The following is a 21,496-nucleotide window of genomic DNA, read 5'->3' as shown; positions in this document are numbered from 1 at the left end:
GCCCATGTCGGGAAGCCGCAATGGGCGCCTGCGGCAGCGAGACGCTTTTCGTCCGATCCTCAATTGCTAAGCGGCCCTGCTTGTTCACGCACGCGATGAACAATGTCTCCCAGCACCCGGAAGGATGCCTCCGTCCGAGGGTCCCCTGGATAACCGTGGTTGATGCGCAGATGATGGCTGTAGCGATGATCCGCGGAGAACAGGTGGCCAGGTGCGATGCCGATGCCCTGCTGGACGGCCTGACGATGAATGGACAGTGCATCCATGTGCTCCGGCAGCTCAACCCAGAGAAAGTAGCCGCCCTGCGGCCGCGTCACCTTGGTTCCGGCGGGAAAATACTGCTCGATCGCGCGAATCGCCGCTGCCTGCTGGCGAGCCAGCGCATGCCGCAGGGATCGAAGATGGCGCTCGAAGCTTCGTTCCTGCAGGAAATCGAGGATCGCCAGCTGTGAGGGCAATGCCGTGGCCAGCGAACTCATCAGTTTGTGTCGAGCCAGCCGCGTGGCGAATCGACCCGCGGCGACCCATCCGATCCGGTAGCCCGGGGCCAACGACTTCGAGAACGAGCCGCAGTGCAGGACCAAGCCATCCCGATCCCACGCCTTGGCTGGTGGCGGACGCCTGGGGCCGTGGTGAAGCTCCCCGTAAACGTCATCCTCGATCAGCGGGATCTGCTTGGCCGTCAACAACCGGACGAGCGCTTGCTTCGCCTCATCAGGCATCGTGCATCCCATGGGATTCTGGAACGTCGGCATGAACCAGCAAGCTTTCACTTCATGGGCATCGAGCACGCGCTGGAGCGAATCCATGTCCACGCCCGTGCGCGGATGCGTCTGGACCTCGACCGCACGCAGCCCGCGACGCTCCAGGGCTTGCAGGGCGGCGTAGAACGCTGGCGTCTCGACGGCGACAAGGTCTCCGGGCTGCGTCGTCACTTCGAGCGCAAGGTTCAACGCCTCCATGGCGCCGCTGGTGATCACAAGCTCGGACGGAGAGACGTCCATGCCCATCACGCCGTATCGCATCGCGACCTGATGACGCAGCGCGGGATTGCCCGGTGATAGATCCTCCACTGTCTGCCACGGATCCATTCGTCGCATCGCCCGGCCCATCCCCATGGCCAGCTGGGGCAACGGAAAGAGTTCGGGCGACGGGAATGCGGAGCCCATGGGCACCATGTCCCGCTGCCGGGCCTGGGCCAGTACCTGAAACACGAGGGACGAGATGTCCACCGGCATGGCGTAAGCCTGCGGAACCGAGGCGCTTGGCTCCGCTTCCGCGACGACCGGCGTCTTCTCGGTGACGTAGTAGCCCGACCGGTTGCGCGCCTCGACGTAGCCCTGCGTTTCCAGCAGGTAATACGCCGCGAATACCGTCGATGCGCTGATTCCTCGTTGGCGCTTCACTTCGCGCACGGACGGCAGCCGATCGCCAGGCTTGAGGTGACCAGCCTGGATCCGCTGCGCGAGCTCATCGGCGTACTCCTTGTATCGGTGCACCTCGTTCCCCTCAAGTCAGCCTCTGACCTGACACGGTCGTTCTCGACGATTCTGGCCCTATGCGCTGGTGACGGCAGCAACCATGCTTCGCGCCATGGATTGGGCCCCAGGCCCGAAGCGGACCTGTCAGCCAACCCGCCTGAAATCGAATCTTCCCCTTTCGCCAGCCTCCCTGATGGCTTCCCCTTTCAGCGACCACGCATGAGCATTCCAAGATCGGTCCGGGCTTCAAGGGCCATTGCCAAGAGCCAGGCGACTGTCAGCTGCGGCTGCGGAGCGGCAGGTGCGCGGGATGTCTTCGCCTGGCTCAGAAAGGCGGGGCTGACCCGGGCGGGCGTCCCTGCATCGCTGGGCGGCACTGGCGGGAACCGTGCAGAAGCGCTGAGCGAAGTGCTTCGCCTTCAGCAGACTGCGCCGAAGGCCGCGGCAGTGCTGGCATCGCATCAATGCGTCATCGGAGCGTTACTGGACGGACGAAATGCCAGCTTGCGTGACCATCGCATAGCGACGCTTGCCCGCGGCGACATCGCTGGCATCTGGCCCAGCTCCGCCATCGAGGACATGCTGCATCGAGGAAGCGCCGCGGTGCAGGCGCTCGATACCGGGCACGCGCTGACGCTGACCGGTCCGCTTGGCCGAGTCAACGTCGGTGGCTTGCACCCAATCTTGCTCCTGTGTCCCGTCCAGTGGAGTGCCGCACACCCGCCAGGACTGGCGCTGCTTGACGGAGGGCGGGATGGGTTGCGCTTTGCCGCTCTGCCGCAATCGGCGAGCGGTAGCGCAGACACACGACTGGCGTCGCTCGACAACCTGCTCCTGCGGGAAGACGAGCTGATCGACACCGATGGACTGCGAATTGCCATGCGGGCTGAACTGCAGGACCTGCACTCGATCGTGAGGCGCTGGCTTGAGTCGAAGACTCCCGTTGGCCAGCTCTGACGAGGTCGCCGAAGCCCGATGGCAACCGATGGCGGCCAGCACCCTTGCCATCACGTCGCGCGCACTAGAGCAGTGCATCCACCGCGAGACTCCAGCAGATGGGCTCCGGCCGGATCGCGTCCCCTCTGGCAGGCATGGGTGGCGGTTTCGCGCATCGCCGATGCACCTTGTCAAAAGCCCATCTGATACCCCTTTTGCCACCGGATTCTGAGCCTGTCGCGCAGAGGCGACCCTGTGCACAGTCCGGATACCTGCAGGAGTCGGGCCACGCAATCCATGTCCGCGGAATGAAGTGCGTCGCGATTGCTGCAAGCCTGTCCATCATGGGATCGCCGGTTGCGCACGACTCGCGGAACTCGGTGTGCAGATGCCTCACACGGATGCCAAGCCAGTTCATGTCCATGCCCCCGAACCTCCGCACCGCCGATGGCCTCGCGCTGCATCTGCACCACTGGCCCTGCCCGAACCCACGAGGCACGGCGCTGTTCGTGCACGGCCTCGGGGACCATGGGGGCCGCTACAGCTACCCGGCAGCGGCTCTCAATCGCGGGGGCTGGAACGCGATCGCGTACGACCATCGAGGCCATGGCCGCAGCGGCGGCGCGCGAGGACGCATCGACTCCGATGATGCATTGCTTGCCGATCTCTCCCTCGTGATCGATTCAGTGCGCGCGCAGTACCCCGGTCGGCTGGTACTGATCGGCCACAGCATGGGAGGTCTGATCGCATCCCGCTTTGTGGCTGAAACGCTGCGGCCACGGCCGGCGGCCTGGTCGCGCGAGGTGGATGCCCTGGCGCTCGCTTCACCGGCATTGGCCGCCGACATCAACGCCATGCAGAGGTTGATGCTGACCACGTCTGGCCTGGTTGCACCCAACTTCACCATGAGCAACGGCTTGAAGCCCGAATGGGTGTCGCGCGATGCCTCCATCGTGAAGGCGTACATCGCCGATCCGCTGGTGCACGACCACATCACGCCGAGGCTCGCGCGCTTCATTCTTCACGGCGGCAAGGTCGTCCGCTCGCTGGCGCCCCGCTGGCGTGTGCCAACGCTGCTGATGTGGGCCGGTGCCGACCGATGCGTCGCGCCGCGCGGCAGCGCGGCATTTGCGGCGGCCGCGCCTTCCGGCGTGGTGCAGGCGAGGCTTTTCGACGGCTTGGCGCACGAGCTTTTCAACGAGCCAGAGCGCGAACAGGTCATGGGCTGCCTGGCCGAATGGATGCTGCGCCGCCACTAAGAGGCTTCGAATTCGGCCAGCGTGAAGCTGCCCGCGAACGCCCGCGTCCTGCGGCAGCAGCCTGCCGGTTCGGAGAACCGCAAGCGCCTTCGCCGGGCACCTTGGGCAGCAACGCACCCTCGGCTGACCCGACGACATCGACATCACGGCCCGGAGCGGCCCAGGCTGCCGCGGCACGCCAGCGGCGACTTCCCCGACCAGCGCTTGAACGCGTGCCGGAAGCTGCTCGCATCGCTGAAGCCCAGCGCGGCGGCGATGTCCTCGACGGACAGGTCGGTTGTGCGCAAGTAGTCCTGCGCCAGCGCGTGGCGAACACGCGCCAACAAGTCGCTGAACGAGGTACCTTCGGCGTTCAGCCTGCGCCTGAGCGTACGCGAGGTCATGCACAGCGATGACGCCACGGTCTCGATGCTCGCAAACCGCCCTGGCGTCCGCGTGAGTTCCTCGTAGACGCGGCGCGTCAACCCCGCCTGCCATGAGATCTGCGCCATCAGTCGCTCGCAGGTCTCGGACATCTGGGCCGCCGTGATGGGGTTGGCCATATGCGGCGAGCGGTCCAGCCAGGCGCGCGGGTAGCGCAGCTCGTTCACGCCCTCACCAAAGCGAACGGGGCATTCCAGCATCCGCGCCACCTGCTCGGCATGGTTGGGCGTCGGCAGTGAGTAGAGGGCTTCGGCCGGCACGCACCACGGCCCCATCACGTCCTTGATGAGGGTGACGTGGATCGCGAACTGCATGTCGAGGAAGAAGGCGTATTGCTCGGCACTCAGGCCCAGCATCTCGACGTCGGCATGGCTCGGCAGGTGCCAAATCGCCTTGTCGCCCTCCTCGAGCAAGGCTACCGGCATCACAGGCGTGCCCAGGTCCTGGTAGCGCATCGCCATCTCGAAGCCCTGGCGCATGGAGTCCGCGCACAGCATCGCGTAGCCGTACAGCCCATAACTGCTGACGTGCATGCGCTGGCCGGCCACCAGGCCGAGCCCGGGGGTGGGGCATAGGCGGACGGCGTTGCGCCCCACGATCAACAGTTGCTGCACCGAGGTTCTGACCTCGGGATCGCGGATCTGCTCTGCGCTCAGGCCGGTGTCCGCCAGCGCGGCATCGCCGGCCACGCCGCACCCAGCCAAGGCTTGCACGACGCTCAGGATCTTCAGCGGCGCGTAGATCTTCTCTCTCACCCGGGCCGCGGCGTGGGCCGGGAAGCGTGGGACCGGCGGCACCAGGTCCGCGGCGGGACGAGAGGCAATGCGCATGGTGCGGGCGGGCGCGAACGAAAGCGTTGAGTGGAGGGTGCCGTCGCGCATTCTGCATGTCCGGCGCGACGCGGCACGCCAAGTTGTCCGATCCGATGCGCCCTCTGTCCGACTCTGACTTTTTGCGCGGCACTGCCCTGCACAGAATTCTTCCGGTCGAGCGAAGCGAGACGGCGCCAGTCACAGCCGCCCTTCGCCCACCTGCCGGCCCACCGTGTGGCCTCTTGCGTCGACGCCCCAATCCAGGGCACGACGGCCCGGCGTGGCGCCACCAGGCGCGACGGCCTTCACCCGATCGGAACCGCATGAACGAGGCTTCTTCTGGACAGCGGCGCTGGCGAACACGACGCCTGTGGCTCACCCCCCTTCGACGGTTCTCGCTGTGGCCGCCGGCGGCGCCGGCCCTCGCGCCACAGACAGATCCGCGCTCGGTGAGGCCGTTCACGCGTCGCTTGCCGCATCGGCTGATACGCCTTCTTCGAGCGGTATCTGAACCTACGCACGCAGACGGGGCAAGGCCAACATGCGGACCCAAGCAACCGGTATCAGGGCGGTCGGAAGTGCCGCAATTCGCGACGTGCCGGCCCACCCTGGACGCACCGCTATGACCACAGAACTCGCTCCCATGGCGCAGCCCGGCTTGGCGGCGGACCTGCCCACCCACAAATCCCTGCTGCTCGCGCGGGCCATGGCCGCGGTGCTGCTCGGCCTGACCCAGGGCTTCGGCCTCTACCTGGTCACCAACAACCTCGGCGATATCCAGGGCTCACTGGGTGCAACGGCAGCCGAGGCCAGCTGGCTCACGACCGCCTACTTTGCAACGGCGCTATGGGCCACATTGCTCGTCACGAAGATGCGCCTGCATTACGGTCTGCGCGCGTTCACGGTCGCCAGCCTGTGGCTGTTCCTGGCGATCAGCGCGCTGCACCTGCTGACGGACACCCTTGGTTCAGCGATCGCGGTGCGCGCCGCGCTCGGCCTCGCTGCTGCGCCGCTGAGCACGCTGGCGGTCTTCTACATGATGGAGGCGCTTCCTCAGAAGCTGGCCCCGCTGGCGCTGCTGATCGGCTTCGCCTGCCTGCAGCTGCCAGGGCCCCTGAGCCGCGTGATCTCGCCCGATCTGCTGGCGGCCGGCCGCTGGCATGGGTTGTTCTTGCTGGACGTTGCGCTGGCCGCCTTGAGCGTGGCTGCCATCCACGCCGTGCCCCTGAGGCCGCAGCCACGGCAGCCCGCGTTCGAAGCAGGCGATCTGGTGCCGTTTGCTCTGTATGCCGGCGGCCTGGCGCTGCTGTGCGTGACCATCTCCCAGGGGCGTCTGGCCTGGTGGACCGACGCAGCCTGGCTGGGCTGGTGCCTGGCACTCGCCATCGCCTGCATGGCGCTCTACACCCTCATCGACCTGAACCGCCCCCGTCCCCTGCTTGATATTCGGTGGCTGGCTCGCCCCTACATGCTGCGCTTCGTGCTGGCCGTGCTGCTGTTTCGCATCGTGCTGTCGGAGCAGACGGTGGGCGTCGTCGGGCTGATGTCGGTGCTCGGCCAGTCCAACACACAGATGCGGACGCTTTTCTCCCTGGCGAGCGCAGGTCTGCTGACCGGTTTCGTGCTCGCGGCTGTCCTGGCCGTCAGGCGCGGCGCACCTTTGCTGTCCGTCCTCGCCGTGGGGTTGGTGCTGTGTGCCGCGTACATGGACAGCCACGCCACGGCCCTGAGCCGACCAGAGCAGTTCTACCTGAGCCAGACCCTGCTGGCGGTCGGCTTGGGCCTGTTCTTTTCTGCCTCACTGCTGCAGGGCTTCGGGCCGGTGATGGCGGAAGGCGGGCGCCAACTCGTGAGCTTCCTTGCCGCATTCAGCGCGGCGCAGTTCATGGGCAGCTTGCTCGGCTCGGCGTGGGTCAGCACCTGGGTGGCCCGGCGCCAGAGCTTTCATTACGCCGCCCTCGTCGAACGCCTGGAGATTGGCGATCCGCAAGTAGCGATCCGCCTGCATCAACTCGCTGGCTCTGTGGCGCGCGTCGTGACCGATCCCACAGCGCGCGCCAGGCAAGGTCTCGCACTGCTGCATCAGCAAGTCAGCCGCGAGTCATTCGTGCTGGCATACGACGACCTATTCGCCTCCACCGGCGCACTGGCCGCGGCCATGTTGCTCTGGCTCACGGTCCTTGCCATCCGGGGACTGCGCCGCCAGTCCACCGCCAGATCCTGAAACAACAACCATCATGCGCAAGATCCCTCGCCTCTCAAACGTTGCCATCGCGGCCGCTGCCATCGGCGGCGTCGCGCTGGTGCTCCATGCGTGGCGCCTGCCGCCGTTTCAGGGCGCCGTCGAGTCCACCGAGAACGCCTATGTGCGCGGCAACGTGACAGTCATCGCACCCAAGGTCGACGGCTACGTTGCCGAAGTCCTGGTGCGCGACTTTGCAGCGGTCGATGCCGGCCAGGTGCTCGTCCGGCTGGACGACCGCAACTTCCAGCAACGACTGGCGCAGGCCAAGGCCTCACTGGCGGTGCAGGAAGCCAATCTGGCCAACATCGCCCAGGCGCGCCGGGTGCGGGAGGCCGGCATCGCCAATGCGCAGGCCCAGCTCGCGGCGGCCGAGGCCCAGCAGGCCAATGTCGCCGCCCAGCTCAACCGAGCCCAGGCGGAGGCGCTGCGCACACAGGCCCTGGTGGTCGATGGCTCGGTGTCCCGGCGCGAACAAGAACAGGCTGAAAGCGCGCTGCGCCAGGCCGAGGCCGGGCAACGACAGGCCGCTGCCCATGCCGATCAGGCCCGCGCCGCCATCCAGGTGGCCCGGCAGGACCTGCGTGCGGTCGATGTGAACAAACAAGCCGTGGAGGCCGCCATCCAGGGCGCCCAGGCCGCCGTCCAGCTGGCACAGATCGATCTGGAGAACACCCGCATCCGGGCTCCCCGTGCTGCCAACGCCGGCGAAATCGGCGTCAAGCTAGGTCAGTACGTGACACCGGGCACCCAGCTTCTCGCCCTCGTGCCGTCCCAGGTCTGGGTGGTGGCCAACTTCAAGGAGGCCCAGACCGCGCACATGGCGCCGGGTCAGGCGGCTCAGCTGCAGGTCGACGGCCTGGGTAACGCGAGGCTCAAGGGACGCGTGGAGCGGCTTGCGCCGGCCATGGGATCGGAATTCAGCGTTCTCCGCGCAGACAACGCTACCGGCAACTTCACCAAAGTCCCGCAGCGCCTGCAGGTGCGCATTGCCGTCGACGCCAATGATCCGCTGGCCAGCCAGCTGCGTCCGGGCATGTCGGTGACCGCCGAAGTGGACACGAGCGCGCAGCAGCCATGAAGCCGCATCTCAACATGGTCGCCCTGGCCATGGCAGCTGCCATGACGCTTGCCGGCTGCGCCGGGCATCCCCTGACGAACGTCAAGACGCCAGCACCGCCCGCCACCTGGCGGCATGCGGGGGGTGCAGCCTCTGTGCAAGATGCCTGGTGGCGCGGCTTCGGCGACGCGACGCTCGAGACGCTCATCCGCGAGGCGCTGGTGCACAACCAGGACCTGCGCCAAGCCGCAGCACGGGTGGCAGAAGCGCGCGCATTAGCGACCTCACAGCACGCTGCCTTCTGGCCAAGCCTGGATGCAGGCCTCGGTGCCGGACGCTCACGCAGCATCAGCGACGTGACGCTCAAGCCTTACCTCTCAAGCGGCCACCAGGAGCTGTTCCAGGCCGCGTACGAGGTCGACCTGTGGGGTCGGGTCGACGCTCTGGCCCGCGCCTCCGACCTTGGCGAAGAAGCCAGTCGGGCCGCACGGGACGCCGTGGCCCTGAGCGTGGCGGCCAGCGTTGCCCAGGCCTACATCGGCCTGCTCGAGCTGGACGCTCAGATGGACCTCGCCAGACGCCTGCTCGCCTCCAGGGAGCGCACCGTCGCCTTGATGCGGCAGCGCCGCGAGCAGGGCTACGCCAGCGGCCTCGAACTCGCCCAGGTCGAGGCAGAGCAACACGCGGGCGCCCAGGCGCTGCCGCAGCTCACGCGGGCGCTCGAGCGCCAGGAGGCGCAGCTCAACCTGCTCCTCGGTCGTCCTCCAGGACGGGTCGAACGGGGCGGCGACTTGGCCGCACTGCGCCCATGCGCCTTGCCTGACGCCGGATTGCCTTCGGAGCTGCTGCGCCGGCGGCCCGACATCCACGGGGCCGAGTTGCAGCTGGCGGCCAGCGACTCGCAACTGGCTGCCGCCCGCACGCAATGGCTGCCGTCGCTGCGGCTGAACGCAAGCTTCGGACACGTTGGCGCCAGCGTGCTGCGAGGCGACCCGTTCACGATCTGGAGTCTCGGTGCAAGCGTGCTGGCACCGATCTTCAATGGCGGCCGGCTGCAGGCGATAGCGCAGGCCAGCGAGGCCCGCCGGGATCAGTCCCTGGCCGCCTACGAACGCACGGTGCTGGGGGCCTGGGCCGAGGTCGAGATCCAGCTCAACAGCCACGAGCAGCAGCAGATCCAACTGCGCGAGGCCCTGGCCCAGCGCCAGGCGACGGCCGAGGCGCTGCACATCGCCGAGCGGCGCTACCGCGAGGGCTACGCATCCGCTTTGGATGAAAGGCTCGCCGAGCGCAACCTGTTCGGCGTGGACCAGAGTGTCACCAGCCTCAAGTCCGGGCTGCTGCAGACGCAGGTGGCACTGTTCCGCGCCTTGGGCGGCGGCTGGTCGGGGGTGTCACCATGACACGGTGGCTGAGGCGCTGCGCAGGCGCAGTGATTTGCCTGCTGGTCGCGGCCTGTTCCAGCGCGCATTACGCGATCAATCCGCGGTTGGTGCAGGTCGACCCGCACAAGGGCTACCGGCTGCAGCGCTTCGTCGCGCAGGACCCGGATGACAGCCTGCTGCTGCATGTCTCGTTCTCGGGCGGCGGCCTGCGCGCTGCGACGCTGGGCCTGGGCGTGCTGGACGAGCTGCGCGATACCGCCATCGACTGGGACGGCCGCCACGAAAGGCTGTTCGACCAGATCGACATCATCATGGGCCTGTCCGGCGGCAGCATGCTGGTGGGCGCTCTCGCCATGGGTGGCGAGGCCGGCCTTGCCAGTTTCGAGGAGGCCTTGCTGCATGGGTCGCCCCAGTCCGAGTTCGCACTGGGCCTGCTCGCGCCAGCAACCTTGTGGCGGTTGAGCTCGCCGAACTTCGGGCGCAGCGACGCCTTCGAGCGTTTCCTTGATGAACGCCTGTTCCACGGCACGACTTTCTCCGACCTGAGCGAACACCCGCGCAAGCCCTTTGCCGTCATCTACGCGTCCGACATGGTGAATGGCGGCCGCTTCGAGTTCGTGCAGGAGCAATTCGACTTCCTGTGCAGCGACCTCGGTGGCGTGAAACTCGCCCGCGCGGTGGCCGCCTCCAGCGCCGTGCCGCTGCTACTCAGCCCGGTGACCTTCTGGAACCATGTGCCGGGCACGCCTGGGCAGGACTGCGGGCCGCCGCTGCTGCGCCAGGCCGCCGCTGCGCAGCCCGTGGCAGCGAACAGCCGGCGGATGAGCGAGCTGGAGAGCTACCGCGACCTGCAGGCCGGCGGCCCACGCCGACCGTTCATCCACCTCGTGGACGGCGGCCTCGCTGACAACGTCAGCGTGCGCGGGCCGACGGACTACATCAGCCAGTTCGGCGGCATCGTCAGCAGCGCGCGTTTCGCAGGCTACCGACGACTGCGCCGGGTCGTGTTCATCGTGGTCAACGCGGAAACCAGCGCCCGGGCGCCGGAAGACCTCAGTGCCCAGGTACCCGGGCCGCTGCGCACGGCGCTGGCATTGGCCGACATCCCGATCAACCGCAACTCCGACGCCGCCCTGGGCCAAATGCGCGCAACAGTCCAGGCCTGGCGCGAAGAAGTGCACCGCGCCCAGGCGCGCGGCGAGGACACGCCGTTTGCCCCTGACGTGGAGTTCCACCTCATCGAGGTCACCCTGGACGGGCCGGACGCCGCCTTGTCCGAGCGGCTCAAGGCCATCCCCACCACACTCGAATTGCCCGCGGCCGATGTCGACTTGCTGCGCCAGCACGCCCGGCAACGCCTGCGGTCCGCGCCGGCATTCCGCGCGATGTTGCGCAGCCTGCAAGGCCCCGCAACCGCCGAGTGACCGCCATGCCTACCGAAACCTCATGGCTGGTGTCCGGCCTGCTCCTCATTGCCCACATGACCTTGGCCATGCTGCTCGGCTGGGTCATAGGCTACGAGCGTTTCTTCAGCGGACGGGCCGCCGGCAGCCAGGTGTATTGCCTGGTCAGCGCCACCTCGGCAGCGTTGACGCTGCTGGCCGGCCATCCGGGCCTCTGGTATGGCGGCACGCACCTCGAGCCGGGCAGCGGTGACCCGACAAGGGTCATCGGCGCCATCCTTACGGGCATCGGCTTCCTCGGTGCGGGCCTGATCGTGCAGACCGGCTTGAACGTACGCGGGCTGACAACGGCTGCCTCCATCTGGGGCGTCGCGGCACTGGGCATCCTCGTCGGCGTGGGCCTCTACCTGCCGGCCATCGGTCTGATGCTGCTGTTCATCCTGGCCGTGGAGTTGCTGCCAAGACTGGAGCACCGGCTGCCCGCACGCACTGCGTTCAGCAGCACGCTGAAGTTCCGCGAGGGCTATCAGCCAAGCACGGAGGTTGTGCAGGAATTTCTGGCGTCGCGCGGGCTGCGCATGCCGCCCAACACCATGACCGTGAAGTTCAGGCACGGGCACTTCGAGATCGACAGCCTCATCTTTGCCAATGGCGGAACACGCTCGATCACGATGAGCGAGGTCGCGCTGGAACTGTCCTCCCTGCCCGAAATCGAGTCGTTCGTGATGACGCGATCCAACCGCGAGTAGCCCCATGCAACCCGACACCGGCACTTGCAACCGCACGCCGCAAGGCGGCACGGCCCAACGGCTTTCACGCGCTTCGCACTCACGCACACCGGCCCCGCTGCGGCCTTCCCACCTTCACTCTCAAGGAGCGCTCCCATGAGCACCGTCAGCATCCTGCTATCGGCCTTTGTCCTCTCACTGGTCGCCCTGCTCCTCTTCGTCTGGACCCAGCGGCACGGTCTGTTCGAACGCAGCGCCAGCGGGGGTGAGGTCATCTTTGCGTCGGGTGAGGTCGGCAGCATGGAAGACCCGGCTGCCGGCGTCCTGCCGTCCCTCGCCAGCGAGGAACTGCAGCAGCGCGCGCGGGCTGATGCCTCGACGGCACCGCTGGTGTTCTTCTTCCTGTGCTGTGCCTTCGTCTGGCTGCTGGTGGCCTCGGCCGCCGGACTCACCGCTTCCATCAAGCTGCACGCGCCGGACTGGCTGACGGCACAGCCCTGGCTGACCTTTGGCCGCATCCGCACCATTCACCTGAACGCCGTGGCCTATGGCTGGGCGCCCATGGCAGGCCTGGGCATCGCGATGTTCATCATCCCGCGGCTGCTGAAGACGGAACTCGTGGGCGCGCGCTACGCGTTCATGGGCGCGGCGATGTGGAACGCAGCCCTGGTCGCCGGCCTGGGTGCCATCGCAGCCGGGATCAGCGACGGCCTGGAGTGGCTCGAGATCCCCTGGCAGATCGACATCCTGTTCGTCATCGGCGGTGCACTGGTGGGCATGCCGCTGGTGCTGACGCTGCTCCACCGTCGGGTCCGGCATCTCTACGTGTCGGTCTGGTACATGGGCTGCGCGCTGTTCTGGTTCCCGGTGCTGTTCGTGGTGGCCAACATGCCCGGGCTGCACCGCGGCGTGGAGCAGGCGACGATGAACTGGTGGTTCGGCCACAACGTGCTGGGCCTGTTCTACACGCCCCTGGCCCTGGCCTCGGTCTACTACTTCCTGCCCAAGGTCATCGGCCGGCCGGTGCAGAGCTACAACCTGTCCCTGCTCGGCTTCTGGGGATTGGCCTTCTTCTACGGCCAGGTCGGCGGCCACCACCTGATCGGCGGGCCCGTGCCGGGCTGGCTGATCACGCTGTCCATCGTGCAGAGCGTGATGATGGTCGTGCCGGTCGCCGCGTTCACCGTCAACCAGTACCAGACGCTCGAGGGACATCTGGGTGCGTTGCGAACCTCCCCGACGCTTCGCTTCATCGGGTTCGGCGGCCTGATGTACACGGCCTGCTCCGTGCAGGGCAGCGTGGAGGCGCTGCGCAGCGTCAACGCGGTGGCCCATTTCACCCACTTCACCGTGGCGCACGCTCACCTGGGACTGTATGGCTTCGTGACGATGGTGTTCTTCGGCGCCATCTACTTCATCACGCCGCGCATCTGCGGCCGTGAGTGGCCGTCGCAGACGCTGATCGCCGCGCATTTCTGGCTTGCCGCCGTGGGCATCACGGTCTATTTTGTGTCGCTGACGGTGGGTGGCTGGCTGCAAGGTCTGGCGATGCTGGACGAGAGCCGGCCCTTCATGGAGTCCGTCGCGGTGACTTTGCCGTATCTCAAGGCGCGCACGGTGGGCGGTGCACTGATGGGGCTCAGCCACCTGGTGTTCGCGTTTCATTTCATTTGGCTGCTGGCCGGTCGCACGACAGGTCGCACGGCGCCCACGCTGCTGGCCGCGCGCTGAGGAGACCTGAAATGCAAAACGAAACCCGGCTGATCGCAGGCGGCATGACGATGCTGAGCATCGCCACGAGCGCCCTCGTCGTGGTGCCTTACATGACGGTGGGTGAGGTGCGCGCGCCCGAGGGCCTCAAGCCCTACACCGCCGCAGAACTGCGCGGGCGGCAGGTCTACATCGCCAACGGCTGTGTCTATTGCCATTCCCAGCAGCCGCGGGCGAAGAGCTTCGCCCCCGACCACGCCCGGGGCTGGGGGCGGGCCAGCGTCGCCGCGGACTACGCCTATGACGCACCGCACCTGCTGGGCACCATGCGCACCGGCCCCGACCTGTTCAACATCGGTGCACGGCAGCCCAGCGAGCAGTGGCACCTGGGACACCTGTACCAACCCCGGGCCTATGTGCCGGGCAGCGTAATGCCGGGCTACCCCTTCCTGTTCACCGTCAAGGACCGGCTCGACCGGGGCGACGTGCAGCTGCAATTGCCGCCCGGCGAAGCGCCGCCCGGCAAGCTGGTTGCAGCCACCCCGGACGCCCTGGATCTCGTCGCCTACCTCAAGGCGCTCGACCACACCTATGCGGTGACCGCCCCGTCCTCAACCTTGGCCGACAAGCGCTGAACTTCAGGAGCCGACATGACACCCGACTCGCAGATCCCGGCGCCTCAGCAGCGCGAGAACCCCGACCCGCATGAGCAGGGACACCCCGTCCCGTGGTCGATGCGACTCCTGATGGCCATGCTGATCGTCTTCTGCATTGCCTACATCAGCGCGGCGAATATCGAGACTCCGGCCGCCTGGGGCGATGGGCGAGAGGCCGCCGAGCTGGGCGACAGCAAAGCGCCCGGCACCACCAAAGTCGATGGCGCCGCGCTGTTCGTGTCGCTGTGCGCAGCCTGCCATCAAGCAAGCGGACAGGGACTGCCGGGCGTGTTTCCGCCCCTGGCCGGCAGCGAATGGGTGCAAGGCAAGGCCGAAGCCACGGCCGCCATCGTGCTTCATGGCGTCAATGGCAGTCTGACTGTCAAGGGCGTCAGGTACCAAGGCGCCATGCCCGCCTTCGGCGGCCAGCTCAGCGATGAGCAGATCGCTGCGGTGCTGACCCATGTGCGCTCCCAGTGGGGAAACACAGCTGCAGCGGTCAGCCCCGAGACCGTGGCGCAGGCGCGCGCCGCCCACCAGCTGCGCACGGCGCCATTCGAGGGCGACAACGACCTGCCGGCACACGATTGACATGACGCCGCTGCAAGACGTCAAGGCATTGGCGGAGCCCGCGCCGCCGGGACGTCTGGGGCTCACGCTGCTCGCGTGCGCGCTGGTGACCTCAGTCTTCATCGTCGCCATAGCAAGGCTCACGGCAGGTTTCGAGCTATGGACGTTCGAGGCACGACGACGCCAAGAAGCCATCGAGGGCAGCATGGTGTTCCCGGCGATGGACCTCGTCGATGCAAACGGCCGGCTGCTGCGCCTGCCGGCCGGCGGCACGGGCCAGGTCATGGTGGTCGACTTCGTGTACACGAGCTGCGCGTCCGTGTGCCAGGCGCTCGGCGCGGAGTTCTTTCAGGCTCAGCAGCAGCTGCAGCGCGAAGGTCGGCGGATGCGACTGCTGTCCATCTCCATCGACCCCGCGCGCGACACGCCAGAGGCGCTGGCCGCCTATGCTGCGCGTCACCGGGCGGCCCCTTCGGTCTGGACGATTGCCGCCCCGCGGACGGCGGACGAGGGGCGGCAGGCCCGCCGGACGCTGGGCGTCATCGCCGTGGCTGACGGCACTGGCGGCTTTATCCACAACGGGGCCATCCACGTCGTCGATCCACGTGGCCGTGTCGCCGGGATCTTCGACACGGCCGAATGGCGACCCGCGCTCGCGTTGGCGGCCCGGCTGGAGCAGCGCAATCCATGAACGGATGGGCGCGTCGCGGCTTGCTGCTCCTGCTGCTGGGCTCGCCTGCAGTGCGGGCGTGGCTGGAAAGCCGGATGAGCCTGCACATGGCGGTGGAGCTGCCGCTGTTGATGCTCAGCGGCTGGATCCTTGCAGGTGCAGCGCCCGCACGCTGGAAGCTGCTGGCGCGCATGGACGCCGAAGGACTGCTCTGTGCAACGATTGCCGCGTGCGTCCTGGCGATGTGGATGGTGCCGGCAGCCCTCGACATGGCCATCATGGAGCCGGGCGTCGGACTGTTGAAGTACGTCCAGTGGATATCCGCAGGCGCCTTGCTACGCGGTGCACGTGACCGACATTCGCCGGTCGTCGCCGCGTTCTTCCTGCTGAATGCAGCATGGATGACAGCGACGGCAGGGCTTCTTTATCTGGATGCCGAGCAGCAGCTTTGTGTCAACTACCTCATCGACGACCAGCAAGCAGCCGGCTTTGCGTTGATGGCATGGGGTGTCGCGCTGGCAGCGTTCGCATGGAAGGTCTTGAAACCCCTGTTCTCTCCCCGCGTGGACGGGCAATCACTTCAGCTCGGGCAGCAGCCATCAACGCGCTCGCGCAACACAGAGGGCCGTGCTGCGAACGGCGACAAAGCCGAAACGACGATGACGGTGTTCAGCCCGTCAGCGCAGCCGAACGGCGATGAACGGCTCGCCGGACTGCCTGCTGAAGCGGATTGACATCCACAACTGCCCTTCCCCGAAAGCGGCACCGGCATGTCGATCAGCGCTCGGCCCCCAACTTCTCAAAGTCGGCATCCAGCCGCGACAGCGAAGACGAGATCCGGTCACGTCGCGCCTTGATCCAGTCACCCTGCTGCGCGATGCGCTGTGATGCCTCCTTGAGCATCCGGTCCATCTCGGCGGGCTGCGGGCCACCGAGGGTCTGGCGGTTCCTGACAATGGCCACCGGGTTCAGCGTGCTGCGGAACTCGGTTTCCGGCATCGGCAACGTGGCGGCGAAGTCGGAGCCCTTCACCGCTTCGGCATAGATGCGCTGCGCCTCCAGGTAGGGAAAGTCCAGGGGCTTGATGTCTTTGCGCTTCGCGTACTCGACCACTTCCGATGCGAAATGGTGCCCCACGCGGAAGGGCAGCCTGTACCTGCGCATCAAGACGTCGGCCAACTCCTGCGAGGCGGTCCAGTCGCTGTTGAGCTCTTCCAGCGCACGGTCTGGATCGACGACCAAGGCGCCCAGGATCTTTTCCCAGTTGTCGAGCACGCCGATGGCGCTGCGCACCATCGCGCTCGCCGGCCTGGACTCCTTGGCGTCGCTCATGCCTGTCGGAAGGTTGTGAGCCTGGAGCGCTGCACCGATCCCCAGGGTCAGGGCCATCGACGCATCGCGGCGCGTGCTGTTGAGCAGGCCGGGGTTGCGCTTCTGCGGCATGGCGCTGGACACATAGGTGTTGCCTCCGCCCTCCCGCAGCAGGATCCAGGGACGGGCCTGCGAGTACTGGACCATGACGTCCTCGACGAAGGTGCCCGCACGCAAGGCAATGGAAGCGACGATGGCACCTGCTTCGATGGGCTCATCCACGGACGAGACTTGCGATGCGTCATAGGCGTTGTCCACGATCGCCGCAAAGCCGAGGTAGTCGGCCATGCGCCTGCGGTTGAGCGGCCAGCTGGTGCCATTGAGCACGGTGGTGCCCATGGCCGAGCGGTCGACACGGGCATAGGCCTCACGGATGCGCTGGGAATCTCGCTCCAGTCCCGCCGTGATCCCCAGCAGGTAGTGGCCGTAGCTGTTGGGCTGGGCCGCGACACCGTTCGTGTAGTTCGGGACGATGGTTTCCCTGTGCCTGGCCGCGAGCGTCACCAGTGCATGGGTCGTCTTGTTGAGTTGTTCGGCCAAGGCCAGCATGTCATCGCGCAGGATGGCCGAGCGCAGGGTGGCCAGCATGTCCTGACTCGAGCGGCCCGCATGCAGCAGGGTGATCTGCGGGCCGGCCGCCTCGATCAATAGCGGTTCGAAGGTGATGACGTTCGTGGGCCGCTTGCCACCCGGCCTGTCGCCGTCAGCCAGCACCTTCGTGATGCCGGCATGGACCAGCCGCGTCATCGACCGGTCGAGCAGGCCCTCGTCGGTGTTGATGACGGCCGTGGCCTTGTTGATCTCGCCAAGCCAGAAGAACTCGTCGCGCACCGCACGGGGCTGGGCCTGCGAGGCGAGTGACAGGAGAGAAAGCGACAGGACTGCCGCCAGGCCTGGCGTGGAACGTCTCATGGTTGCCTCGTTCTATCGGGTCGTTGGTCGATGAGGCTGGACTCGGCAGAGGGTCCGGCTCGCCGATCTTACGAACGCGGGCAGGTGTCGGTGCGTGCATCCACTCTGAGAGACGCCATGGCGACACCTGGCATGCCGGTTCATTGACGGGAACCGGCGGCCGCCGCGACCTGTGCCTGGGGCAGGCATCACACAAGGAGGTGTTGGCCTGAGGTGCCGCTCACGCAAGTGCTGACCCCGCCATCGCGCAGTCCTCGGTCGCGCCTGCACCCGCATTGCGAAGCTCGCGGCCGCCCGCCCCGCAGGTAGGGCCGGCACGGTGGCGGCCTTGGGCGACTCGCGGCCCGCCGGTCCATGCCGTCCAGCGCGGGTCCCGATCCAGGATCGGCCCGACTCGGAACACCGCAAGGTTCGGCCCGCTTCGGGACAGGCTCCGGACGATTCGGTCGACATGCGCGACCAGTCAGGCACATGCGCAGACCGCTCGTCGCGAACGCCTGTCGATGGCAAGTCATCGCGCCGAAAGTCAGGCCATCGAGGACATCCCGTCGTCGAGCCACCCAGGAGATTCGCCATGAACGACACCCAGCAAACGACCCCCTGTACCTGCATGACCTGCCCGGGCGCTTCGTGCACCTGCGGCTGCCAGAAGCCCGCCGCAGCGGCACAGGCGCCGTCGGCCTGCGCCTGCGGCCCGCAGTGCCAATGCGGCCAGGGCTGCAGCTGCGCCAAGCGCTGAGCCGCGCCGAGGGGACATGCCGGCGGGAGCCCCCCGTCGGCACCCTAGGCTTCAATCGCCACGCAACACGCCGCAGGTTTGCATGAACACCTTCGCACTTGCCTTCGTTGGCGGCATCTTTGGTGCCGTCCTGATGGACATCACCGAAGCCGCAATGGCCAGGGCCGGCATCCGCAGTGGCGTCAATGTCGCCCTGGTCGGCCGCTGGTGCCTCGGTCTGGCACGGGGGCGCGTCGCCCACACCGACATCCAGGCGTCTCCCTCGAACCCACGCGAGACTGGCGTGGGGTGGGCTTTTCACCTGCTCATCGGTGGTGGCGGCGTGGCGCTCTTCTACCCGGCGGTCCTGGCGTGGCTGGACATGCCCTGGTCCCCCGTCCTGAGCGGCCTGCTGTTCGGCCTGGCCACGTCTGCGCTGCCCTGGTTCGTGCTGCTGCCGGCATTCGGCTGGGGCTGGTTCGGCCGGCGCGGCCCACGCGGCGCCAATGCCTGGCTCGCCAGCCCGCTTGCGCACATTCCCTATGGCCTCGGCATCGGCGCGGTCATGGCCCTGGGCCGCGGATTCCCGCTGTCCTGAAGCGCCATGGAACAAGCTCGCGCAGACCGTTCGGTCGAAAGAATCGACCGTTCATGGACATGCCCGCGCGCTCGCCCCGCCGCCGCTTGGTGGTGGGCCACACCGGACTTAGAGTCGGTTCGGCCACTTTCGATTCGCAACACCGTTGCTCGCATGTCTTCGTCAACTGCCTCCATCGCCCGCTACTGGCCGGACCGGCTCAAGGGTGCGCTCGTGGTCATCGCGGCCGCTGCGGCCTTCTGGGCCTTTGCCTCGACACTGCTGTTCTTCATGGCTCCCGGGCTCGAAACCTATCCACGCCTGCTGGTGTTTCATGAATGCGTCGGCCTGACATTGATGGCCTGTGTCCATGTGCTGCTGCGCACGCGTCGGTTTGACAAGTTCAACCCCGCTCTGCGCTGGCTGCTCATCGGGCTGATCTCGATCCCCACGGGCTACTTCGTCGGCCACCAGTTCGCCTTCATCCTGCTGGGCGAGCCGACACGCATGGTGGGGCACCAGCAGATCAGCCTGATTCCGATCCTCTTCACCGTGCTGGCCGGCGGCATCGCCCTGCACTACTTCGCGACCAGGGAAACCCTTGCGAAGGAAGCGACGGCACGTTCCGAGGCTCAGCGCCTAGCCGTCGAGGCCCAGCTTCGGCTGCTGCGGGCGCAGCTGGATCCGCACATGCTCTTCAATTCAATGGCCAACGTGCGCTCCCTGGTGCGGGAGGACGTCGATCGCGCCGAGCTGATGATCGACCAGCTCATCGTCTACCTGCGAAGCGCCCTGGCCGCCTCTCAGACCGAGTCGGTGGCGCTCAGCCGGGAGTTCGCGCAACTGCGCGCCTACCTGGACATCATGGCGTTGCGCATGGGTCCGCGCCTGAGCTATCGGCTGGAGCTGCCGGCCGGGCTGGAGCGCACCGAGGTGCCGCCCATGCTGCTGCAGCCGCTGGTGGAAAACGCCATCAAGCACGGCCTGGAACCGAAGGTTGGCCAAGGCAGCATCGAGGTGGTGGCGCGCGCCATGCCCACGGGCATCGAGATCCGCGTGAGTGACAGTGGCCTGGGATTGCCGGCCGACGAGGACGAGGGCCCCACGACGCGTCCGGCCAACTCCAGCTATGGCCTGCAGCATGTGCGGGACCGCCTGCGCGCGCTCTACGGCCCGGCCGCGCGCCTCAGCCTCGAACGCCGCGAGCCCACCGGCGTCTGCGCCGTCGTGTTCATTCCCACCTGAATCCCGCCCGCATCGAGCGCTACTACGCGCACGGAGCCCCCAAGTCGCATGCCGAGGAGAGCTGCATGACCCCGAGCCGACCACCGACTGCCGTCATCGCCGAGGACGAGCCCGTTCTCGCACGCACGCTGACCCGCCTGCTGGAGCAGGTGTGGCCGGAACTTCAGATCGTCGGCGTGGCCGACGACGGGCTGCAGGCCACCGGGCTGGCGCTGGCGTCCCTGCCTGACGTGATGTTCCTCGACATCAAGATGCCCGGCCGCACGGGGATCGAGGTGGCCGAGGTGGTCGCCGACGACTGGCCCGATGAGCGGGCCGAACCGCTGTTCGTGTTCATCACGGCCTACGACAACTTCGCCGTGCCGGCGTTCGAGCGCGCGGCCGTGGACTACCTGCTCAAGCCTGCCACGGCCGAACGCCTGCAGCAAAGCGTGGAACGGTTGAAGTCGCGCCTGGCGGACCGCGCGGCCTCCCCCCAGGCCGGGGACATGGCGGCGCTGATGCAGCGCATGCAGTCCATCGCCAAGCCCGAAGGTGCGCCGGTCGAGCGCATCAAGGTCATCCGCGCCGGCGTGGGCAACACCGTGCGGATGATCCCGGTCACTGAGGTGGTCTGCTTCGAGGCCACCGAGAAGTACGTGAACGTCGTGACCCCGGCCGGCGAGGCGCTGGTCCGTATGAGCCTGCGCGAGCTGATGGCGCAGATCGACTCGACCGACTTCATCCAGGTGCACCGCAGCGTGATGGTGAACAGCACCGCCATCCTCAGCGCCACGCGCGACGAGAACGGCCACTACAGCCTCTCGGTGCGCGGCCTGCAGCGGCCGTTGAGGGTCAGCCGCGCGTTCGGTCACCTGTTCAAGCCCATGTGAGCCTGGCGGTGCCCCGGGCCCGGTCGCATGGCGCGCCGGGCCCGGGGGTCACGGGCGCGCGCGCTCGAGCGCGTGCAGTCGGACCTGCAGGTCCTGCGCATCAGCGGCGCCGGCAAGGTATTGCTCGGCGGCGCTTGCCGCGCGGCATCCGGCGAACAGCGCCGCCACGGCCCGCCGCAGCGGCGTGGCCACGCGCCGCCCGGCATCGGCGGACAAGCCGTCCACACAGTCCGGCGACGGCGTGCCATGCCGGTCCGCAGTGCAGGAGAAGCAGGCAGGGATTCGGGCTGGGTTCATGGGGCGCTCTCTCAAGGTTGATCGATGGGATGTCTGCGATGGGCGCCACTGTCGCGGCTTGACAGGGCAGCCCGACAGCGCCGTGCGACGGGCGACGCGCCCGGGGGCTGCAGCGGTTGCCAGCGTCGACCGGATGGCGGGTTGGCTCGCGACGCCGTGCCCGGCCAGC

19 protein-coding genes are annotated in these 21,496 nt (G+C 67.5%); 15 read left to right on the top strand and 4 right to left on the bottom strand.

Annotated features, from left to right (window positions below):
• Positions 1 to 59 precede the first annotated feature (59 nt).
• Positions 60 to 1,499: an aminotransferase-like domain-containing protein gene (locus AC07VX_RS17315; protein WP_493165665.1), complete on the bottom strand. Its 1,440-nt coding sequence runs from the start codon at positions 1,497 to 1,499 to the stop codon at positions 60 to 62.
• Between AC07VX_RS17315 and AC07VX_RS17310 the strand changes: the two genes are divergently transcribed.
• Positions 1,395 to 2,438 carry a hypothetical protein gene (locus AC07VX_RS17310; protein WP_493183926.1) on the top strand — a complete coding sequence of 348 codons (1,044 nt, stop codon included), beginning with the start codon at positions 1,395 to 1,397 and terminating at the stop codon, positions 2,436 to 2,438. The genes AC07VX_RS17315 and AC07VX_RS17310 overlap by 105 nt on opposite strands.
• A 401-nt stretch (positions 2,439 to 2,839) precedes the next feature.
• On the top strand, positions 2,840 to 3,676 hold the full coding sequence (locus tag AC07VX_RS17305) for an alpha/beta hydrolase (RefSeq protein WP_493165667.1): 837 nt from the start codon (positions 2,840 to 2,842) through the stop codon (positions 3,674 to 3,676).
• A gap of 143 nt (positions 3,677 to 3,819) precedes the next feature.
• Here the strand turns inward: AC07VX_RS17305 and AC07VX_RS17300 are convergent, their stop codons facing one another.
• Entirely contained in the window at positions 3,820 to 4,980 is a 1,161-nt protein-coding gene (locus tag AC07VX_RS17300) for an AraC family transcriptional regulator (protein ID WP_493165668.1), read from the bottom strand.
• A gap of 553 nt (positions 4,981 to 5,533) precedes the next feature.
• Here AC07VX_RS17300 and AC07VX_RS17295 point away from each other — a divergent pair.
• The 10 genes from AC07VX_RS17295 to AC07VX_RS17250 all read left to right on the top strand — a co-directional run bounded on the left by AC07VX_RS17295 (position 5,534) and on the right by AC07VX_RS17250 (position 16,069).
• Positions 5,534 to 7,135, top strand: a complete 1,602-nt coding sequence (locus AC07VX_RS17295; protein WP_493165669.1) for an MFS transporter — start codon at positions 5,534 to 5,536, stop codon at positions 7,133 to 7,135.
• On the top strand, positions 7,092 to 8,234 hold the full coding sequence (locus AC07VX_RS17290) for an HlyD family secretion protein (protein WP_495119393.1): 1,143 nt from the start codon (positions 7,092 to 7,094) through the stop codon (positions 8,232 to 8,234). The genes AC07VX_RS17295 and AC07VX_RS17290 overlap by 44 nt, the downstream gene beginning before the upstream one ends.
• 14 nt (positions 8,235 to 8,248) lie before the next feature.
• On the top strand, positions 8,249 to 9,616 hold the full coding sequence (locus AC07VX_RS17285) for an efflux transporter outer membrane subunit (protein ID WP_493165671.1): 1,368 nt from the start codon (positions 8,249 to 8,251) through the stop codon (positions 9,614 to 9,616).
• Between the two features lie 29 nt (positions 9,617 to 9,645).
• Positions 9,646 to 11,022, top strand: coding sequence for a patatin-like phospholipase family protein (locus tag AC07VX_RS17280; RefSeq protein WP_493165672.1), 1,377 nt, complete (start codon positions 9,646 to 9,648; stop codon positions 11,020 to 11,022).
• 5 nt (positions 11,023 to 11,027) lie between these two features.
• Positions 11,028 to 11,750: an MgtC/SapB family protein gene (locus tag AC07VX_RS17275; protein ID WP_493165673.1), complete on the top strand. Its 723-nt coding sequence runs from the start codon at positions 11,028 to 11,030 to the stop codon at positions 11,748 to 11,750.
• Positions 11,751 to 11,885: 135 nt separating this feature from the next.
• A complete protein-coding gene (locus AC07VX_RS17270) occupies positions 11,886 to 13,460 on the top strand; it encodes a cbb3-type cytochrome c oxidase subunit I (protein WP_493165674.1) in 1,575 nt (524 codons plus the stop codon).
• An 11-nt stretch (positions 13,461 to 13,471) separates the two neighbouring features.
• Positions 13,472 to 14,074 (top strand): cbb3-type cytochrome c oxidase subunit II, encoded by a 603-nt coding sequence (locus tag AC07VX_RS17265; RefSeq protein ID WP_493165676.1) that lies wholly within the window; start codon positions 13,472 to 13,474, stop codon positions 14,072 to 14,074.
• Between the two features lie 111 nt (positions 14,075 to 14,185).
• Positions 14,186 to 14,686: a c-type cytochrome gene (locus tag AC07VX_RS17260; RefSeq protein WP_493165677.1), complete on the top strand. Its 501-nt coding sequence runs from the start codon at positions 14,186 to 14,188 to the stop codon at positions 14,684 to 14,686.
• Between the two features lies 1 nt (position 14,687).
• The gene (locus AC07VX_RS17255; protein WP_493165678.1) at positions 14,688 to 15,356 is read left to right on the top strand and encodes an SCO family protein; all 669 of its coding nucleotides are present in this window, start codon (positions 14,688 to 14,690) and stop codon (positions 15,354 to 15,356) included.
• A complete protein-coding gene (locus AC07VX_RS17250; RefSeq protein WP_493165679.1) occupies positions 15,353 to 16,069 on the top strand; it encodes a hypothetical protein in 717 nt (238 codons plus the stop codon). The genes AC07VX_RS17255 and AC07VX_RS17250 overlap by 4 nt, the downstream gene beginning before the upstream one ends.
• A 43-nt stretch (positions 16,070 to 16,112) precedes the next feature.
• Here AC07VX_RS17250 and AC07VX_RS17245 read toward each other — a convergent pair whose 3' ends face one another.
• Entirely contained in the window at positions 16,113 to 17,618 is a 1,506-nt protein-coding gene (locus AC07VX_RS17245; RefSeq protein WP_493165680.1) for a lyase family protein, read from the bottom strand.
• Positions 17,619 to 18,439: 821 nt separating this feature from the next.
• Here AC07VX_RS17245 and AC07VX_RS17240 point away from each other — a divergent pair.
• From AC07VX_RS17240 to AC07VX_RS17230, 3 genes are all read left to right on the top strand, one after another.
• Complete coding sequence (locus AC07VX_RS17240; protein ID WP_493165681.1) at positions 18,440 to 18,934, top strand: DUF2938 family protein; 495 nt, start codon at positions 18,440 to 18,442, stop codon at positions 18,932 to 18,934.
• Positions 18,935 to 19,087: 153 nt separating this feature from the next.
• Entirely contained in the window at positions 19,088 to 20,158 is a 1,071-nt protein-coding gene (locus AC07VX_RS17235) for a sensor histidine kinase (RefSeq protein WP_493165682.1), read from the top strand.
• 65 nt (positions 20,159 to 20,223) lie between these two features.
• Positions 20,224 to 21,030: a LytR/AlgR family response regulator transcription factor gene (locus AC07VX_RS17230; protein WP_493165683.1), complete on the top strand. Its 807-nt coding sequence runs from the start codon at positions 20,224 to 20,226 to the stop codon at positions 21,028 to 21,030.
• A gap of 48 nt (positions 21,031 to 21,078) precedes the next feature.
• Here AC07VX_RS17230 and AC07VX_RS17225 read toward each other — a convergent pair whose 3' ends face one another.
• Positions 21,079 to 21,327: a hypothetical protein gene (locus AC07VX_RS17225; RefSeq protein WP_493165684.1), complete on the bottom strand. Its 249-nt coding sequence runs from the start codon at positions 21,325 to 21,327 to the stop codon at positions 21,079 to 21,081.
• Between the last annotated feature and the right edge of the window lie 169 nt (positions 21,328 to 21,496).

It is taken from the genome of Roseateles sp. GW821-FHT03B02, from assembly GCF_059421025.1.
Note: the sequence above shows the minus strand (reverse complement) of the source record. Positions and strands in the feature narration are given on the sequence as shown.

What these genes read in the sequence shown, in the direction of transcription:
- AC07VX_RS17275 (WP_493165673.1), top strand. Translation starts at nt 11,028, where the DNA reads ATGCCTACCGAAACCTCATGGCTGGTGTCCGGCCTGCTCCTCATTGCC.
- AC07VX_RS17285 (WP_493165671.1), top strand. Translation starts at nt 8,249, where the DNA reads ATGGTCGCCCTGGCCATGGCAGCTGCCATGACGCTTGCCGGCTGCGCC.
- AC07VX_RS17230 (WP_493165683.1), top strand. Translation starts at nt 20,224, where the DNA reads ATGACCCCGAGCCGACCACCGACTGCCGTCATCGCCGAGGACGAGCCC.
- AC07VX_RS17235 (WP_493165682.1), top strand. Translation starts at nt 19,088, where the DNA reads ATGTCTTCGTCAACTGCCTCCATCGCCCGCTACTGGCCGGACCGGCTC.
- AC07VX_RS17240 (WP_493165681.1), top strand. Translation starts at nt 18,440, where the DNA reads ATGAACACCTTCGCACTTGCCTTCGTTGGCGGCATCTTTGGTGCCGTC.
- AC07VX_RS17305 (WP_493165667.1), top strand. Translation starts at nt 2,840, where the DNA reads ATGCCCCCGAACCTCCGCACCGCCGATGGCCTCGCGCTGCATCTGCAC.
- AC07VX_RS17265 (WP_493165676.1), top strand. Translation starts at nt 13,472, where the DNA reads ATGCAAAACGAAACCCGGCTGATCGCAGGCGGCATGACGATGCTGAGC.
- AC07VX_RS17300 (WP_493165668.1), bottom strand. Translation starts at nt 4,980, where the DNA reads ATGCGCGACGGCACCCTCCACTCAACGCTTTCGTTCGCGCCCGCCCGC.
- AC07VX_RS17255 (WP_493165678.1), top strand. Translation starts at nt 14,688, where the DNA reads ATGACGCCGCTGCAAGACGTCAAGGCATTGGCGGAGCCCGCGCCGCCG.
- AC07VX_RS17250 (WP_493165679.1), top strand. Translation starts at nt 15,353, where the DNA reads ATGAACGGATGGGCGCGTCGCGGCTTGCTGCTCCTGCTGCTGGGCTCG.
- AC07VX_RS17260 (WP_493165677.1), top strand. Translation starts at nt 14,186, where the DNA reads ATGGCCATGCTGATCGTCTTCTGCATTGCCTACATCAGCGCGGCGAAT.
- AC07VX_RS17225 (WP_493165684.1), bottom strand. Translation starts at nt 21,327, where the DNA reads ATGAACCCAGCCCGAATCCCTGCCTGCTTCTCCTGCACTGCGGACCGG.
- AC07VX_RS17245 (WP_493165680.1), bottom strand. Translation starts at nt 17,618, where the DNA reads ATGAGACGTTCCACGCCAGGCCTGGCGGCAGTCCTGTCGCTTTCTCTC.
- AC07VX_RS17295 (WP_493165669.1), top strand. Translation starts at nt 5,534, where the DNA reads ATGACCACAGAACTCGCTCCCATGGCGCAGCCCGGCTTGGCGGCGGAC.
- AC07VX_RS17270 (WP_493165674.1), top strand. Translation starts at nt 11,886, where the DNA reads ATGAGCACCGTCAGCATCCTGCTATCGGCCTTTGTCCTCTCACTGGTC.